This window comes from Enterococcus sp. AZ078 (genome assembly GCF_051714985.1).
Lineage (GTDB): Bacteria > Bacillota > Bacilli > Lactobacillales > Enterococcaceae > Enterococcus_B > Enterococcus_B hirae.
Map to the genome: position 1 here is coordinate 2,200,074 of NZ_JBIOSW010000001.1, position 17,928 is coordinate 2,218,001.

Below are 17,928 nucleotides of genomic sequence, written 5' to 3' on the forward strand. Positions count from 1 at the left end.
AACACACGATCACTGGAGGAAATTATGTCTATCAAGTTAGTCGCCATCGACATCGATGGAACCTTATTAAATGAGAAAAGAGAAATTACAGCAGACGTCAAAGAAGCGATTGCTCAGGCTGTCGCTAAAGGAGTAGCCATCGTCTTGTGTACCGGCAGACCGTTGCCTGGTGTCCAGGAACAGTTGAATGAACTCGATTTATTCCAAGAAAATGACTACGTGATCACCTACAATGGCGCACTTGTCCAACAAACAAAATCAGGAAAAATCATCGCACGTCATGGTTTGACACATGAAGATTATTTAGAAATCGAAGTGATGGCTCGTCGAGTTGGCAGTCATCTACACTCCATTGATGATCAGGCGATTTACACCTCTAATCGTGATATCAGTGCGTATACGATCCATGAAGCCAGCTTAGTTCATATGCCGTTGAAATATCGCACACCTGAAGAAATGACACCAGATATCAATTTGGTTAAAATGATGATGATCGACGAACCTGATATCTTAGATGCTGCGATTGCTCGTTTACCACAAACATTCCGTGAAAAATACACGACAGTGAAAAGTGCGCCTTATTACTTTGAAGTATTAAACAAAGAAGCAAGTAAAGGCGCAGCCGTTGCGAACTTAGCGCAACATCTTGGAATCGATCAGGATGAGATCATGGCGATTGGTGACAACGAAAATGACTTATCGATGATTGAATATGCTGGCTTAGGCGTTGCGATGGGAAATGCAGTTCCGCTAGTTAAAGAAGCTGCCAACGTGGTCACTAAAACAAATGAAGAACATGGCGTGGCAGAAGCGATCAAAACGTATGTTTTATCATAATAAAAATAACACTTGCTACTAAATAAAAATCCAAAACCAGTTCGTCACTGACTGTACGCTGGTTTTGGATTTTTCTTGATTTAATTGTTTTAATTGTTCAATAACCATTTTTCAACCGCCCACTTGTGGCTACCTCGTTTTAATTTTTCAATGGCTTCTTGTGGTGTGACCCACCAAATGGTATTCGTCTTTTCAGTTGGTTCTGCCACTTGTTGCCAGCCGTTTGCCACATAAAAGTAGCCTGGGTTATAGTAATAGGTCTGACGGTAATTGGAATAAAAATACTCATCCGCTTCCCCTAGATAAGTCGCAATTTCTGCGACGATCCCCATTTCCTCAAGGAGTTCTCTCTTAAGAGCTGCTTCTTTTGTTTCCATCGCTTCGATCTCTCCACCAGGTAAAAAATAAGCACCATTTGGAGCTTCAATCATAGCTAGTTTGTTCTTTTCTTCCACGATGATATAGGCAGCATATCGTGGGGAATACTGGACCCCTGCTTCTTTTTCACCAAATACTGGTTTATCCATCATTTTGTCCACCTTAAGCTTATTTACTTTTTATTTTACATGAGAGTTTTCTCATAAACAAGCGCAAATCTTCTATTGCTCTTTCTTTTTTTGTTATGATGAAAAAAAAGGAAAGGAAGTAGTTATTTATGAAAATGGCTCATACTTGCGTTCGAGTGAAAGATCTTGACGCTTCATTAGAATTTTACCAAAAAGCGTTTGGCTTTGAAGAAAGTCGTCGCCGTGATTTTCCAGAAAACAAATTCACCCTTGTTTATTTAACTTTACCAGGAGATGACTACGAACTAGAATTAACTTATAACTATGATCATGAAGGCTATGATCTAGGGAATGGCTATGGACACATTGCTATTGCTGCGGATGATTTAGAAGCACTTCACGAAAAACACCAAGCAGAAGGATTCAATGTGACAGACCTAAAAGGACTTCCAGGAACAGCTCCTTCTTATTATTTCGTTGTTGACCCTGACGGATATAAAATCGAAGTTATTCGGGGATAAGGTTGTGAAAAAAACGCTCAAAACAGCTTCTCTTGTTTTGAGCGTTTCTTTTTTATTATCATCAGAACTCCCCGATACCTTCACAACTACCCAAGCATGATGCTTTCTTCTGGGTATTTGTAATTGGCTTCTGCCCTGTTCGCTTTTACTAGTAGTGAAAAAACGACTGTCATGATTCCTACTCGACCGATATACATCAAAGAAATAATGACTAGTTTTCCGATCAATGTCAAATCCGGGGTCAACCCCATCGTCAATCCAACTGTCCCAAAAGCGGAAAAGACTTCAAACGCAATATATTCGATTCCTGACGTTTTAGGAATCGTCTCCGTCACCGATAGGACCATGATCGCAACAACACATAAAGAGAGAGTTACAAAGAAAAGAGTCAATGCACGTAGCACGGCTGCTTGGCGAATGGTTCGACCGAAGGCTTCTGCTCGTGTCTTTCCTTTGAACATAGCATGCATTTGGATCAATAAAATTCCTAATGTCGTAGTTTTCAGTCCTCCAGCTGTCGAACCAGAAGTTCCTCCGATGTACATCAAAAACATCGTTAAAATCAATCCTGCATGACTCATCTGTAAATAATCAATAGAGTAATAGCCTGCTGTTCTTGGTGTCACACTCATAAAAAATGTATTCGCTAATCTTTCTGTAAACGTACCTTTAACTAAAGTCAGTCCATTTCTTTCAGTGATGAGAAATAAAATAAATCCACCAATTAATAAGAGTGCAGTTACAGATAAGGCGACTTTTGAATGTAGTGTGATTTTTTTGACCCGATGATAACTTAGAATATCACGCCAGACAATAAAACCTAATCCACCTGCAATGATCAACGCTGAAACGACCATGATCAGGTAAACATTTGTTTGATCCGCGAGTAAACTGTCTCCTAATAAATCAAATCCTGCATTACAAAAACTAGAAACGGCATGAAAGATACTAAACCAGATTCCTTTAGCCCAACCCAATTCAGGAATAAAAACTACACTCAAAGCAACCGCCCCGATTACTTGGATCACCACCGCAAATTTTAAGATATAGATCATTAACTTAATTACACCCGACATCTCTTCAAGGTTTAAGGCTTCCTTTAGCACAATCCGCATACTAAAACTGATTTTTTTCTTCGCAATAGCAAAAAAGAGGATCGGGATCATCATAAAGCCTAACCCACCGATTTCAATCAAGGTCATGATCAAAAACTGTCCTGCACTATTCCAATGCTCCGCAGTATTCAGTGTCGTCAAACCAGTCACACAAACAGCTGAGGTTGCAGTGAATAAGGCATCAATAAAATGGGTGCTTTCTCCGCTGCGGCTAAAAAATGGTAACGTCAGTAAGCTACCTCCAAACAGGATCAAGATAAAAAAACCAGCAGCAATTAGCTGGACAGGTGATAATCGTTTTCTTACTCTTTTTTTCATGATAGTCATTCCTTATGCTTAATTTTTATCAAAGATCTCAGAACGACATTTTGTTCTGCGATCATAAATAGGTACAAAATGAATCATTGGCGTGAAGCAATTACTCGGCAATAAGCCTGAATTTTTCAAAACATGAGAAGCTGTTTCAAAAAATTATTTCTTATTGTCATCGGAGCTCCCGATGTTTTCACGACCTTACTCACGGTGTTCAAAGCATTACTTCTGCGGAATTAAGCTCAAAAAATCAAAAATATGAAAAGCTATTTTCAATTTTTAGTTCTTAATTCTTGAAGCAGACCATGCTTTTCACGACCTCTTTCCATTATAAGCAAACGAGCGCAAGAAGAAAAATAAATTACTACTTTTTCTTCTTACGCTAAATTCGATTTGTTCTGATCATGAAAAAAGCCATTAGAATGCTGAATTGCATCAGCCTTACTCTTCTGTTCCCATATTTTTCACTTTGATCAGGCGAGTTACTTCTGCTCGTTCGTTTTCTTCCAGCTTCATTTTAATATAATAAATCGTTTCTTCCAATTGAGGAATCGTCATATATTCCAACGCATTGACCCTTCTTCTGGTTTTCTCGATCTCTTCAGCCATGAGTTGACATGTTTTTTCAACTTCTGCCAGCTTCAAAAGCTTTGGTAAGAGCTGCGTAAAACCATCGATCGAACGATCCAACTCTGCATTAGAATGAAGATAGCCATACTCTAATGGTGTCTCATTCAATGTTTCATCGTATTGAAAATTCATGAGGGGAACTTTGACACTCATAATATTTTTCTCAACTACAGAAAGTGAGACGTTTTCCGCTGGTAATGCTAAAAGTTCGTCAATGAAGGCTTCTTCGACTGTTGACTTTGCTAAGACAAAATCTTTCATTGCTGTTTGGGTTTCTTTTTCTATTGCTTGGCGTAACTCATTATTTTTACGGATCAGTAAAATAAATTGACGCATCAATTCATCTTGTTTATCCTTTAAAAGTTTGTGTCCCCTTGTCGCTGTCGTTAATTGTTTCTTTAAACGAGTTAGCTCCATTCTCGTAGGATTGACGTTTAATCGCATAAGGAACTCACTTCCCTTCTGGCAAATACTTATCCAGTAAATCATCCTTGATTCGTTTTAACTCGGTTCTTGGAAGCATCGCCAACAGTTCCCAACCTAAGTCAAGCGTTTCTGTGATCGTCCGATTGGTGTAAAATCCTTGGTTGACATATTCGTTTTCAAATCGTTCCGCAAATTTTGCATAGATTTTATCAATATCTGACAAGGCAGATTCACCTAAAACGACAGCTAATTCCTTCGCTTGTTTTCCTTGCGCATAGGCGGCAAACAATTGGTTCATCGTTGCTGCGTGGTCTTCTCTCGTTTTACCGGCACCTGTTCCTTTGTCCTTCAACCGTGAAAGAGAAGGCAAGACATCGATCGGTGGTTGAATCCCACTCTTATAAAGCTCTCTCGTTAAAATGATCTGACCTTCTGTAATATAACCCGTCAAATCGGGAATCGGATGAGTCTTATCATCTTCTGGCATCGTCAAAATCGGAATTTGAGTTACAGAACCTTTCAATCCTCTAATCCGTCCAGCCCGTTCAAATAAGGTGGCTAAGTTTGTGTAAAGATAGCCTGGATAACCACGACGACCAGGAACTTCTCGACGTGCGGCCGAAATTTCTCTGAGCGCTTCTGCATAGTTGGTCATATCGGTCATGATGACTAAGACGTGCATGCCTTTTTCATAAGCTAAATATTCAGCGGCCGTCAATGCCATTCTTGGTGTGGCGATTCGTTCGATTGCTGGATCATTAGCTAAATTCATAAACATAACGGAGCGGTCAATCGCACCTGTTTGTCTAAAATCTTCCATAAAAAACTCGGCTTCTTCAAAAGTAATACCGATAGCAGCAAAAACCACAGCAAAATCATCGGAAGAATCCAAAACAGTTGCTTGGCGAGCAATTTGGGCAGCCAACTCTTTGTGTGGTAAACCTGAGCCAGAAAAAACCGGCAATTTTTGCCCACGGACTAATGTATTCAAATGATCGATTGCTGAAATCCCTGTTTGGATAAATTCATCGGGATAATCTCTGGCAATTGGATTGATTACTTCGCCATTGATATCTAAATATTTTTCTGGCAAGATTTCAGGTCCATTGTCTTTTGGTCGACCAAGACCATCAAAAACCCGACCGATCATGTCTTCTGATACCCCTAATTGTAAAGGGTGTCCTAAAAAACGTACGGAAGAATTTTTTAGATTGATTCCACTGGTTCCTTCAAAGATCTGAACCATCGCTTTGTCTTCTTGGACTTCTAGTACTTGTCCACGACGAATCTCGCCGTTTTGCATCCGAACTTCAATCAATTCTTCATATTTGACTCCCGAAACTTTTTCGACTGCCATCAAAGGGCCGACCACTTCTTTGATTGTACGATATTCTTTAATCATCGGTCATCCCTCCTTCTGAAACAATCAATTGGATCGTTTCTTTGATTTCTTCATTTATACTACTAATTTTGGCTAACTCTTCTTCTGGAATATACTTGCTCCGACTAATGCGTTCTCTGACCGCTACCGTACCTTCCATGATTTCATTGAAGTACGCTCCCAGCGATAAGGCTTTTCGTGCCTCTTTCCCAAAAGTCAAAATAACTTTCAACATGTTGAATTGTTTTTCTCTTGAAGTAAACGTATCTACATCATCAAAAGCATTTTGTTGTAAATAGTCTTCTCGAATCGATTTTGCTACTTCAAGGGTCAAGCGATCGTTATCAGAAAGCGAATCGATCCCTACCAAGCGCACGATTTCATTTAATTGTTCTTCTTCTTGCAAGATCCGCATGCCTTCAGTTACCATATCAGACCAATCCTGTTGTAAGATTTGATCCATATATCTGCCAACTTCTGTTGAATATAATGAGTAACTTTGGATCCAGTTAATCGATGGAAAATGTCTTTTTTGAGCAAGACTAGAATCTAATCCCCAGAAAACCTTCACCACTCGTAAGGTATTTTGAGTCACTGGTTCAGAGATATCTCCACCAGAAGGAGAAACCGCACTGATGGCAGTGATACTGCCCTCACGTTGGTCAGAGCCTAGAGCAATGACACGTCCTGAACGTTCATAGTATTCAGCTAGACGAGAGCCCAGATAAGCGGGATAACCTTCATCACCAGGCATTTCTTCTAAACGTCCGCTCATTTCACGCAGTGCTTCTGCCCAACGAGAAGTGGAATCTGCCATGATTGCTACATCATACCCCATGTCACGGAAGTACTCGGCAATCGTGATTCCCGTATAAATAGAAGCTTCTCGAGCAGCTACTGGCATGTTCGATGTATTAGCGATCAACACAGTTCGTTCCATCAAAGACTCGCCCGTATTTGGATCGATCAGTTCAGGAAATTCATTGACGACATCCGTCATTTCATTTCCTCGTTCCCCACAACCAACGTAAACCACTAGATCTACGTCCGACCACTTAGCAATCTGGTGTTGCACAACTGTCTTCCCTGCACCAAACGGACCTGGAACGGCTGCCGCTCCTCCTTTAGTTACTGGGAAAAACGTGTCAATGACCCTTTGACCGGTGATCATCGGTACATCTGGATTTAATTTTTGTTTGATTGGTCGACCACGACGTACTGGCCATTTTTGCATCATCGTCAGCTCTTTTAAGCCTTGTTCCGTTTCGATCACACAAATCGGATCATCGATCGTAAATGATCCAGATTCAATTTTTTGTACAGTTCCTTTGATACCATTAGGGACCATGATTTTGTGCTGAATGATCTTCGTTTCATCCACGTACCCAATGATGTCTCCAGCACTTACTTCTGTTCCTTCTTCGATTGTCGCTTCAAACCACCATTGTTTCTCATGATCTAAAGCTGGTAATTGGACCCCACGTCCTAAGAAGTTACTTTGAGTCACTTCCATAAATGTATCCAGTGGTCTTTGAATCCCGTCAAACATTTGTGAAATGATTCCTGGTCCTAGCTCAACAGATAGTGCTTCCCCAGTTGAACGAACAGGTTCTCCGGGACCAATTCCTGAAGTTTCTTCATATACTTGAATAGACGCCACATCTTGACGCATCTCAATGATTTCGCCGATGACTCCTAAATCTCCCACTAAACACATGTCTTGAATACTTGCTTCTGACATATTTTCTGCCATAACGAGAGGACCGGAGACTTTTATGATTTTTCCAATTTGCAAATGACTATCTCCTTTTCCTATTATAAAATATTTTGTCCAACAGCTTTTTCCACACTATTTTGGATCTCTTCTAAACCGATACCAAGGGTTCCTTGATGACTAGGAATCAAAATGATCGCAGGTGTCAATTGTCCTTTATAGCGCTCAATCGTTTCAGGGACCAGATTTGCACATTGTTCGGTGATATAGATCACACCATATTCATTCTTAGCCATCTCATCGATTGTTTCTCTTATTTCAGTCTTTGTCGTACCATGCTGTACATCAAAGCCAAATAATCGAAAAGGCGAGACAGAATCCTTGTCACCTACTACTCCGATTTTATAAGTCATAGACCTGTCTCATCCTTTCTTTTAGTTGTTCCAGTGAAAAGTAATTTCGTTTGCCAATGATCAAAAGGCGCAGATTTTTACTTTCGACTTCTTTTGCGTTCAAAAAAGCTAGTAGTGGTAACGGGCCAAACGCTTGTGTCTGTGCTACTTGATAAAAAGAACTTAAATAATCATCTTTCAATTGTTCCAAACTGACTAAATCAATCTGTTCTTCATGGATGACTTGCTTTAATAGCTCACTGTAATCTGTTGTCAGTAAAAACTGAGTAAAAGATGCCATTTCCCCACGAACAAAGGAAAGCAATGTGTCTTTCGGAATACTTCCTGAACTTGAAATAACTGTTGTCATAAAACCTGCAGAACGATGCTGCAAGATCCCTCTTGCTGTCGTGGTGATATTCGTTAAATCGATAAAAGCAATGATCTCTTCTAATAGTTCAGGGTAACCAAGCTGTTCCCCTAAGCGACGTTGCTCGGTTAGAAAACAACGGTCATAAATCACATCGATCCCTTGTAAAATAGTCGATTCTTCGCAGTATTCATGAACTTCTCGAATATAATCCATGAGACTGTCTGGCAATTCCACCGACACTTGCGTGTGAATCGCATCTTTCAACACTTCCAGCGAATAAAATCCATCATGGATGTAAAGGTGATCAAGGTTTTGCCCTGTGATCTCAGCCTTTGTCAATACTTTCAAATTATGGAAAGTGTAACGCATCGTATAGATCCAAACGATTTCCGGTTCTGGTGCAGATTCTTTCAACCACTGGAATAATTTGCTGCGTTCCAGAGAGAGATTGGCTTCAAAATCCTTGTCAAAGCCGTCATAGATATACGGCTGATAGATCGTGGATTGTAAGATTTCTCCAAGTGAATCGATCGAATCGGTTTGGATCATTTGCTCAAACGTGTCTTTTGAAATCAACTCTAATTCTCTACCACGTATCAAGGGATTTAATTCATGATACTCCATTTAACAATCCCTCCTTAGTCAAATAATTCTTTGGCAATTTCAGCACTCATCGTCTCTTGAATTTCCTTGATCAAGTGACTAAACAAAAAGTTATATTGGATACCAGCATCATCAATGATCAACCCTGCTTGTGCTTTTTCAGTAAAGTCTTCCCGGATTAATTCAAAAGGAAGTTCTTCATTCCATTCAGCGATGACCGCAGGTGTTAAGATATCCGCTGATTTTTCTCCTGGGATCAAGCGAGCTGTGCCATTGATCGGTAATGTTTGGATCATTTGCTTCATCAATGCAAGTTGTTCTTCTTTTGGTTCATTTTCTAACTGAAGCGTTGCTTCCGTGAATAAACGCTGTAAAACTTCTTGTTTCACATTTAAGATTTCTTGTTTCACTTGCATTTTTTGCTTGTTTCTCAACTGGCGATAACTTCGTTCAATTTCTTCCAGTTTACTTGCTTTTTCTTTCTGAAAATCTGCTTCGATCTGCCACTTTTTCACTTCAAATTTTTGATCGATTTCTTTGCGCTTCATTTCTTCGAATGATGCACGTTCGAGTTGTGCTGTTTCATTTATTTGAGTGATGATTTTATCAATCGCATCCATCGTCATTCCTCCTTATAAGCTAGGCTATTACGCATTTAAGACCAGTAAGAAAGAAATAACGAAACCTAAGATGGCATATGTTTCAACCATCGCAGCAAAAATGATCCCTTTCGTTGCATGCTCAGGTTTTTTCGCTAGAATTTGAATACCAGCTGCTGCAACCTTCCCTTGAGCGATCCCTGAGAATAAACCAGTAAAGGCAATCGGTAAGGAAGCCCCTAAGAAGTTCAATCCTTGAACGACAGACATATCACTGCCTAAGTTGATAAAAATCAAGAAGGCGATAACGAAACCGTATAAGCCTTGGGTACCTGGAAGTAATTGTAAAATTAACGCTTGTCCGAATTTTTCTGGTTGACTGGTCGTCAATGCTGCTGCCGCTTCCCCAGTCATTCCAACGCCTTTAGCAGACCCGATTCCTGAAAAAATCGTTGCTGTTGCCATCGCTAATACTGCAAATACCATTCCACCATTTTGAGTAATCAAATAATCCATCATTGTATCAAATTCCTCCAATATTTCTATTTTTTCTTATGATTGATGTTGACGTATTTCTCCACCGTTTTTAGTGGTTTGAAGGAACGCCCTCCTCCAGTGTAAAACTTTCCAAAAAATTCTACATATTGTAATCTTGCGCCATGTACATAGGCACTCAAAAGTGTTAAGAACATATTCAAAGCCTGTAGGACAATGATCAATAAAATTCCGACACTAAAACGAGCAGCTGGAGGCATAAAAGCAACTAACATGTTGAAAGCTGCGGCAATACTTCCTCCAGAGATTCCCAGTGCCATTAGTCGTGTATAGCTGACTAAGTCTCCGATATAGCCAGTTAGACCATATAAATTATACGCACCTTTGGCGATCCCCTTGGCTTTTGATGAAGATTGGAAAACAGGAATGATCAAAATACATACGGCTGAAAGAACAGCTAATGCACCGCCTAAATAAACAAAGGCGTTGTTTTTAAGGATCATCGTTCCCAATAAAATCAGAATGATACCAAGCAAGATCCCTTGCCAAGCAAACCCATCATTCACGGCATCGACATATGCTTTTCGTTTGATATGTTCCTTAGCAGCAATAAATAGTCCGACTAATATTTGGATCAACCCAAAAATTACGGATAAAATCAAGATCGTGTTGACATCATCTGTAGTAGACAAAATCGGAAATGGTAAATGAATACCAAAAATTTCTTTAGGCAATGCCGCCCCAAAAAATGAGCTGTAGATAAATCCCCAGATGATCGAAGGGATCGCTAGAATCTCAAAGAATTTTGCAAAACGTTGCATTCCCCGTGGCAATACCACTAATTTTTGGAGTAAAAATGCCCCTAAAAACATCAGTAACCCATACCCGATATCCGCCACCATCATGCCAAAAAAGACGAGGTAAAACGGCATCATCCACGGCGTTGGATCAACTTCTTCATACTTTGGTAAACTATACATCTCCGTTAACATCTCAAAAGGAGCGACGATCGGGTGATTTTTTAGTTTGGTCGGTACTTCTTCAGCAATTTCATTGTCCGTTGGCTCGTCAAAGGTCAAATAGACTTCTTCACTTGCTAAGACATTTTGTAGCATGTGGATCAATTCTTGTTTTTCTTCATGATCCACCCAGCCTTGAATCAGAATCAGATAAGGAGTATGAATGATCCGGTCCTTGATTGCTTCTCGTTCAGAGCGAGCCAAGAAGATTTCTTCCGTCCATTCGAAATCTTTGATATACCCACTACAAGCTCCAATGGCTGAAGAGAGTTTCTTTTGTTGGTCCTTGATTTCCTGTAAACTTTGTTTTGCAGCAACTAACTGTTGCTGTGGTGTCCCCTCATACAGATAGTCTTCTTTAACAAATCCATAACGACTGGCGATTTCTTCCATGCGTGACTCGTCAGCTCGTAAAACAATGTAGGCAAAGTAAGTCGTTGTTGGTGAAGAGTTGATTTCTTCTAAATAGGCTTCGTTTATCTCAGCAACTTCAGCTTTAAAAGATTCAGCATTTTTAGCATTGACCGTCCCAATGACTAGCTTGGTCATTTGACTATCAAATGCTTTAGGCGCCAAATCCAGATTTTGCCAATTGAGCAACCAATTCTCTTGGTCTTCCAATTGTTGGCGTTCGTCTACCAGTTGCTCCCATTCTTCTTTCAAAAGTAAGACTTCTTCCAGCTTTTTCGAAAAAGCTTCTTCTGAATAATTTTTTTCCAAGGTGTCTAACGAAAGTTCACGCCTTTTTAAGTGTTGTTTTTTCTGACTTTTTTCGCCATGATGTTCGATAAATTGGATAGCTGTACGAATATCCGTTAATTTATAGGATAATTTCGCAAGTTCCTTGTCCTTATCGATCATCTCTGGTTCAGGAAAAAACGTCTCTACCCATTGATTGTTTTCAGATTCTTGGAACAGATCACGGATTTCTACTGCATGGAGTCCTTGAACTGCTTGCAACAAGATTTCACGATTTTTCTTATCTGAAATGAGAGTCACTTTTTCCATTTTAGTGACAGCCATTTTTTTGTTTCATCCTTTCAATGATCTCATTCGTTAAGTTCTTTTTCTTCGCTATTTCCTCTTCTTCTTTTTCTAAATATGTTTTTTCTATTTCAAGAACTTTTTGACGAAATTGTTCTAAAATCAATTCCAGTTTGTGCTGTTCGTCTTCAGTTACTTCCTCTTCATTTTTTCTTTTTTCTTTCATTAGCTTGGTTAATCGTTCTTGGAATTCTTTATTCAAATCGATTAATTCGTTATTTTTTAATTGTTCATATTGAGCAAGTTCAGCTTTGACCTGCTCTTCTTTTTTCTGATTATTCTCTTCTGCTTCTTTGATTCTTGTCAAAATTCGTGCCATTTCTGTCACAATCACTTCCCCCTTTCGATTAAAAAAGGACACATGCTCTCGTTACATTGAAAGTATGTGCCCTTTAGTTGACTAATGATGCTGAGCCCTTCAATATGTTCTTCTCACCCCTTGAAGAACGCGATCCTTGAAGCATTATGCCCAACCATTTTATTCGTGATTTAATTCTATTGTACCAAAATGACGAAAAAATTCAATAAGAACACCATATTTTTCCTCGGTAACTCTGTTTTTTTATAAGAAATTCTCATGAAAAAAATTTTTTCTTCATATGTATTCCCAAACTAGATCTATTTCAAATAGTTTTAAATTTTTTTTATTCTTGATAGAATAGAACGAATAGACGATTTGGAGGAATGTTTATGTTACCCATTATTGGAATTGCTGGAAATCAGTTGATCCGAGCGACAGATACTTTTCAAGGAAATCAAGTAACCTATACTCCCCAAGGCTTTGTCAATGCTGTGCAGCAGGCGAATGGTTTACCGATCGTTTTACCGATCTCATCCCCTAAGACTGCTTCTGCTTATATTGACCAAATCGATAAACTGATCTTAGCCGGTGGACAGGATATTTCCCCACAACTGTATCATGAACCTCCCCATCCAAAACTTTTAGAAACCAACCTTCAAAGAGATCTCTTTGAAGCAGCACTTATCAGCGAGGCACTCAAACAAAACAAACCAATTTTTGCTGTTTGTCGTGGAATGCAACTCTTAAATGTCGTGCTTGGGGGCAGTTTGTATCAAGATTTAACCACTTATCCTAAGTGGTCAGTCAAACATGAACAGCATCCAACCGCCCCACAATTTGCTACTCATGAAGTAGAGATTTTACCCGACACTCTATTACATCAGCTACTACCTGATACTTATTTGGTAAACTCTTATCATCATCAGGCGTTGAAAGAGCTGGCACCTTCATTAAAAGCCACAGCCTTTTCACCTGATGGTCTAGTGGAAGGGATTGAAAGTCTCGATAAGGATGTTCGATTGTTTGGTGTACAATGGCATCCAGAGCTGACACATTCAAGCAATCCCACTGACCAAGGATTATTTGATTTTTTTGTTCAAGAATTTTAGTCCTGAAGTGATTGGGCAACGATTTTTTTCCTTTAGAATATCCTAAAAAATGCTGGCGTTATTTCGTAGATCAACCGAAATAACGCCAGCATTTAGTTTTTCATTTACCATTTTGTTGTGCCGATACTGCTTTTAATAGTCAGTCGGTTAGGATTTCTTACGTTCATTTCTCATAATTGAAAGTGACTGTTTCAATGAACTCCATAAGCCACCTTCACTATAAACAAGAACATTTGATTTATACATATTCGCTGAGAAGAACATTAGCAGGAATGTGACAATGATTAACACTACAAGTGAAATCAATACACTAGTCATTCCAACTGTCTCATTCGCCAATCGAATCGGCATAATATAAGAAGAAAGGAACGGAATATAGGACGTGATCCGAATCACGATATTGTTTGGATCAGATGCGCCTAAGATCAACCCAAGCATATAGCCACCTAAAGAAAGATAAGTAACTGGTAAAATCGCTTTTGCTGTATCTTCTGCTTTGTTGACTAATGATCCACATAAAGCCGCTAAAACGGAGAAGATCAAGATACCAAAGAACATAAACAACAATGCGTACCATAAAAATGGTCCGATGATCTTATCTAGTGAAATATTCTCTATGATACTTTTTACAAAATCCATATGTTTAAATTGTTGGAATCCCACAGTCAAGATCACACCGTATAGAGCCATCTGCGTTAAAGCAACTAACAAGACACCAGTCAATTTACCATAAAAATGTTTTTGAGCTGTCGTACTTGATAAAATGACTTCCATGATTCGAGTTCCCTTTTCAGAAGCAATTTCTTGCGCGATGATTTGTGAATAAGTCAGGATAATGATAAATAAGATAATGGTTGCTGCATAACTAATCGCATATTGTACGCCAGAATTATCTTCTCCAACTTTCATTTTGTTATTACTATCAAAACTTACTTTTTGTCTAGTCAAACTTGCTGGTTGACTAAGACTAGCTACTTCTTCAGGAGAAAGTCCCAGTTGGCTAGCTCGCAATAGTGATTGCAACCCAGTTAATTGCTGTTGGATCAACAATTGTGTACTTTGTCCTAACGAATTTTCACTGTAAAGTTGACCTTTTAGCTGATCGTTTTCGACCGTGACGACTAAATAGGCATCAATTTTTTCATCGGCTAATTCTTTTTGAGCTTGTGTTTGCGAATCAACCGCTTGAAAGCTGAACTCATCGGTTTTTACTTGTTCAAGCTGTTGCGTTACTTGTTGATTTTCGGACAATACACCAATTTTATTGATCTCACTGTTTTGCTGAGCAAAATTGCCTGCTAAATAAACGATTCCTATCATAATGAATGGCACTAAGATCATAATCAAGAAAGAGATGGATTTGACATTTTTTAAATAGACATCTTTTGTAATGATCCAAAATTTACGCATCAATCTCACCTGCTTTCATTTTGAATATCTCTTCTAAGGTAGGCGGTTGTTGATTGAACATTGGAATATAGCCAAATTGTGTTGCTCGGGTAAAGATTTCTTTTCCTACATCAGGATCGTTTAAAGTGATTTCAAGCGTTTGATCTTCATGAGTGACGACTTTTTCGACCCCTTCGATCATTGCAACTTCCTGCTGGGACAAGCCAGATTCTAAGAATAACTTTGTACGTCCAAAAGAATTTCTGATTTCATGGACTTTCCCGCTTAACACCATTTTTCCATTACGTAACATAATTAAATGATCACAGATTTTTTCAACATTATCCATATTGTGACTGGAGAAAATAACACATGAGCCATGTTCTTTTAACTCAATGATCCCGTCTTTCAGCAATTCTGCATTGACTGGGTCAAGCCCACTAAACGGCTCATCCAATATGATCAATTTAGGTTCATGGATCAACGTAGCAATCAATTGAACTTTTTGTTGATTTCCTTTAGACAATGATTTTACTTTATCGGTTTTCTTTCCTTTTACTTGGAACTTTTCCATCCAAAAATCGATTTTTGGTTCGATCTCTTTTCTTTTTTTGCCTCTCAATTCAGCAAAATACAACAATTGCTCTTGAATCGTTACTTTCGGATACAACCCACGTTCTTCAGGAAGATAGCCAATAATGTCATAGTCTTTTTCTCCCAAAGGTTGTCCATTCCATAAAACTTCCCCTTGATCCTGTGTCAAAAAATCTAAGATCAATCGAAAAGTTGTGGTTTTTCCTGCCCCGTTTTGTCCGATCAGCCCCATAATCTTTCCATCAGGTATTTGAAAAGACACATGATCAACAGCGGTATAGTCTCCAAACGTCTTAACCAAATCTTTCACTTCTAACATCGTCTCACTCCTTCGTCTCCATTTCTTCTACCATATTCAGATAGTTCAGACAACTTAAATCGCATACAAATGCAAAAAATGAAATAGTCCAGAGATTCTTTATCAATTAAAGGTCCAAAGTCTATTGAAAAATGAATAGTTTAAAAAGAAAACCATTCTTTCCCACTTTTTCATTGAAACAACGACCATTTTGACATTTATTCAGTCTAGGTTGGCTATAATCATTTCCAATAGTCATCATAGCGCTTCCCGCCTCGTCGAACTAAAACGAATTCTACATCATTTGTTATACAAAAAATCATAGGACACTTTACGTGGTTTGTAAAGTGTCCTATGCTAGTTCTCATGCAATTTATCAAAAACATTTTGAGCAACATTTTTTGGTAGCCCAATTTGTTGGAGTTCTTCCATCGTCGCTGCCGTAACATTTTTCAACGATTTAAATTCTTTTAGAAGTAATTTTTTTCTTTTCGGTCCTAATCCTTCAATTTCATCCAGCTTAGAAGCAAAACTATTTTTACTTCGTAGTTGTCTATGGAATGTGATCGCAAACCGATGGACCTCATCTTGGACCCGTTGAAGTAAAAAGAACTCAGGCGAATTTCTTTCCAATGGAACCACCGAAAGTTCATTTCCAAAAAGGAGTTCATTCGTTTTATGCTTATCATTTTTAGCCATACCAGCCACTGGTATGTCGATCCCAAGTTGATTTTCTAAAACATCTTTGGCGACATCCACTTGCCCTTTCCCACCATCGATCAAAATCAAATCAGGCAAAGGGAGACCTTCTCGAATGACACGAGAATATCTTCGATAGATCACTTCTCGCATCGAAGCATAATCATCTGGTCCTGTGACCGTTTTGATTTTATATTTGCGGTATTCTTTTTTTGCTGGCTTTCCATCGATGAATACCACCATTGCCGCTACTGGATTGGTTCCCATGATATTCGAATTATCGAAGGATTCAATCCGAACAGGTGTAGGAATATTCATGGCATTCCCTAAACGTTCCACTGCCCCAATCGTTCGTTCTTGCTTTCTAGCAATCAAATCAAATCGTTCATTCAATGCAACCGTAGCATTTTTATTCGCAAGTTCTACTAATTTTTTCTTTTCACCACGTTTGGGTTGTAAAACTTTTGTGGACAACAATGCCTCCACACTCGGTTGATCGATCGTGTTAGGAATCAAGACTTCTTTAGGAATAAAATGTTCATTTTCTTGATAAAACTGCCCGATATAAGTCAGAAAATCCTCTTCTGCTTCATTATAAAAAGGAAACATCGAAACATCCCGTTCAATCAATTTCCCCTGTCTGACAAAGAATACTTGGACACACATCCAGCCTTTGTCAATGGCATAACCAAAAACATCTCGATCCACCAGATCTGTATTGGTCATTTTTTGACGAGTCATAATCGTTTCAATGGCTCGTATCTGATCGCGGTATTCTGCCGCTTTTTCAAATTCCATCTTTTCAGCAGCTTGGACCATTTTTTTGTGGATTTCTGATTCAACTTTTTCATAGCCACCATTTAAAAAGCTTTTAACTTCATCAACGATTTTCGTGTAAACTTGTGGATCAACATCAAAATAATAAGGACAAAGGCATTGTCCTAAGTGATAATACAAACACGGTTCTTTCGTTTGGCTAGGTTTACACTTGCGTAACGGAAACAACCGATCAAGGATTTTTTTGGTCTCGTTGGCTGCGCCAACATCTGGATATGGTCCAAAATAAACTGCTTTGTCTTTTAACACTTTACGTGTAATGACTAAGCGTGGGTACTTTTCGTTTGTGATTTTCAAAAAAGGATACGTTTTATCATCTTTCAACATGATATTGTATTTAGGATCATTTTTCTTGATCAAATTGATTTCTAAAAGTAAAGCTTCGATATTGGATTCTGTAACGATATATTCAAAGTCTTCGATCTCACTAACTAATCGTTCGGTTTTGGTATTATGACTACCTGTAAAGTAGGAACGGACTCTATTTTTGAGAATCTTTGCTTTCCCAACATAGATGATGGTGCCATTTTTATCTTTCATCAAGTAGCAGCCAGGTTGATCAGGAAGTAAGGCTAATTTATTTTTGATACGTTCGTTCATGAAATACTTCCTTTCAAATTTCATTGAATTAATTATAACATGTCTGTCAAAAAGAATCGTAATCGGCTCATTTGTTTCCTAGAATTGTTTGAGGGTTTAGATAAACTAGAGAAAGGTTTTACTGAAATTTGTGC

At 38.7% G+C, this 17,928-nt stretch carries 17 protein-coding genes and 1 other annotated feature; of the genes, 3 read left to right on the forward strand and 14 right to left on the reverse strand.

All coding sequences use genetic code 11. From position 1 onward, the window contains the following. Positions 1–24 precede the first annotated feature (24 nt). Complete coding sequence (yidA, locus tag IGJ18_RS10315) at positions 25–837, forward strand: sugar-phosphatase (RefSeq protein WP_010718630.1); 813 nt, start codon at positions 25–27, stop codon at positions 835–837. A gap of 89 nt (positions 838–926) precedes the next feature. Here yidA and IGJ18_RS10320 read toward each other — a convergent pair whose 3' ends face one another. Continuing rightward, on the reverse strand, positions 927–1,364 hold the full coding sequence (locus IGJ18_RS10320; protein ID WP_178305776.1) for an NUDIX hydrolase: 438 nt from the start codon (positions 1,362–1,364) through the stop codon (positions 927–929). A gap of 128 nt (positions 1,365–1,492) precedes the next feature. Here IGJ18_RS10320 and gloA point away from each other — a divergent pair, with 128 nt between their 5' ends. Then, positions 1,493–1,864: a lactoylglutathione lyase gene (gene gloA / locus IGJ18_RS10325; protein WP_010718633.1), complete on the forward strand. Its 372-nt coding sequence runs from the start codon at positions 1,493–1,495 to the stop codon at positions 1,862–1,864. An 86-nt stretch (positions 1,865–1,950) separates the two neighbouring features. On the opposite strand, the gene IGJ18_RS10330 is transcribed toward gloA, so the two are convergent. From IGJ18_RS10330 to IGJ18_RS10375, 10 genes are all read right to left on the reverse strand, one after another. Further along, the gene (locus IGJ18_RS10330) at positions 1,951–3,297 is read right to left on the reverse strand and encodes a TrkH family potassium uptake protein (RefSeq protein ID WP_053765709.1); all 1,347 of its coding nucleotides are present in this window, start codon (positions 3,295–3,297) and stop codon (positions 1,951–1,953) included. A 435-nt stretch (positions 3,298–3,732) separates the two neighbouring features. Further along, positions 3,733–4,365 (reverse strand): V-type ATP synthase subunit D, encoded by a 633-nt coding sequence (locus IGJ18_RS10335; RefSeq protein WP_080292479.1) that lies wholly within the window; start codon positions 4,363–4,365, stop codon positions 3,733–3,735. A 7-nt stretch (positions 4,366–4,372) separates the two neighbouring features. After that, positions 4,373–5,749 (reverse strand): V-type ATP synthase subunit B, encoded by a 1,377-nt coding sequence (locus IGJ18_RS10340; RefSeq protein ID WP_010718636.1) that lies wholly within the window; start codon positions 5,747–5,749, stop codon positions 4,373–4,375. After that, entirely contained in the window at positions 5,742–7,523 is a 1,782-nt protein-coding gene (locus IGJ18_RS10345) for a V-type ATP synthase subunit A (protein WP_010718637.1), read from the reverse strand. Before IGJ18_RS10345 ends, IGJ18_RS10340 begins: the two co-directional genes overlap by 8 nt. Before the next feature lie 20 nt (positions 7,524–7,543). Further along, complete coding sequence (locus tag IGJ18_RS10350) at positions 7,544–7,855, reverse strand: V-type ATP synthase subunit F (protein ID WP_178305775.1); 312 nt, start codon at positions 7,853–7,855, stop codon at positions 7,544–7,546. After that, positions 7,845–8,831 (reverse strand): V-type ATPase subunit, encoded by a 987-nt coding sequence (locus IGJ18_RS10355; protein WP_178305774.1) that lies wholly within the window; start codon positions 8,829–8,831, stop codon positions 7,845–7,847. Before IGJ18_RS10355 ends, IGJ18_RS10350 begins: the two co-directional genes overlap by 11 nt. 14 nt (positions 8,832–8,845) lie before the next feature. After that, positions 8,846–9,430: a V-type sodium ATPase subunit E gene (gene ntpE / locus IGJ18_RS10360; RefSeq protein ID WP_063627423.1), complete on the reverse strand. Its 585-nt coding sequence runs from the start codon at positions 9,428–9,430 to the stop codon at positions 8,846–8,848. Between the two features lie 27 nt (positions 9,431–9,457). Then, a complete protein-coding gene (locus tag IGJ18_RS10365; protein ID WP_010738015.1) occupies positions 9,458–9,928 on the reverse strand; it encodes a V-type ATP synthase subunit K in 471 nt (156 codons plus the stop codon). Positions 9,929–9,951: 23 nt separating this feature from the next. Beyond that, entirely contained in the window at positions 9,952–11,946 is a 1,995-nt protein-coding gene (locus tag IGJ18_RS10370) for a V-type ATP synthase subunit I (protein ID WP_034699091.1), read from the reverse strand. Next, a complete protein-coding gene (locus IGJ18_RS10375) occupies positions 11,933–12,286 on the reverse strand; it encodes an ATPase V (RefSeq protein WP_192924300.1) in 354 nt (117 codons plus the stop codon). The genes IGJ18_RS10370 and IGJ18_RS10375 overlap by 14 nt, the downstream gene beginning before the upstream one ends. A 107-nt stretch (positions 12,287–12,393) precedes the next feature. Further along, positions 12,394–12,442 (reverse strand) — a sequence feature (sodium ion sensor (DUF1646 type); this cis-regulatory element may regulate processes involved in with the transportation of sodium ions). A gap of 215 nt (positions 12,443–12,657) precedes the next feature. Between IGJ18_RS10375 and IGJ18_RS10380 the strand changes: the two genes are divergently transcribed. Continuing rightward, positions 12,658–13,377: a gamma-glutamyl-gamma-aminobutyrate hydrolase family protein gene (locus tag IGJ18_RS10380; RefSeq protein ID WP_010718644.1), complete on the forward strand. Its 720-nt coding sequence runs from the start codon at positions 12,658–12,660 to the stop codon at positions 13,375–13,377. Between the two features lie 147 nt (positions 13,378–13,524). Here IGJ18_RS10380 and IGJ18_RS10385 read toward each other — a convergent pair whose 3' ends face one another. The 3 genes from IGJ18_RS10385 to uvrC form a co-directional block, all read right to left on the reverse strand. Further along, positions 13,525–14,787 (reverse strand): ABC transporter permease, encoded by a 1,263-nt coding sequence (locus tag IGJ18_RS10385; RefSeq protein ID WP_010738019.1) that lies wholly within the window; start codon positions 14,785–14,787, stop codon positions 13,525–13,527. Then, the gene (locus IGJ18_RS10390; RefSeq protein ID WP_010718646.1) at positions 14,780–15,679 is read right to left on the reverse strand and encodes an ABC transporter ATP-binding protein; all 900 of its coding nucleotides are present in this window, start codon (positions 15,677–15,679) and stop codon (positions 14,780–14,782) included. Before IGJ18_RS10390 ends, IGJ18_RS10385 begins: the two co-directional genes overlap by 8 nt. A 336-nt stretch (positions 15,680–16,015) precedes the next feature. Then, a complete protein-coding gene (gene uvrC / locus IGJ18_RS10395; protein ID WP_126343429.1) occupies positions 16,016–17,794 on the reverse strand; it encodes an excinuclease ABC subunit UvrC in 1,779 nt (592 codons plus the stop codon). Positions 17,795–17,928: the final 134 nt, after the last annotated feature.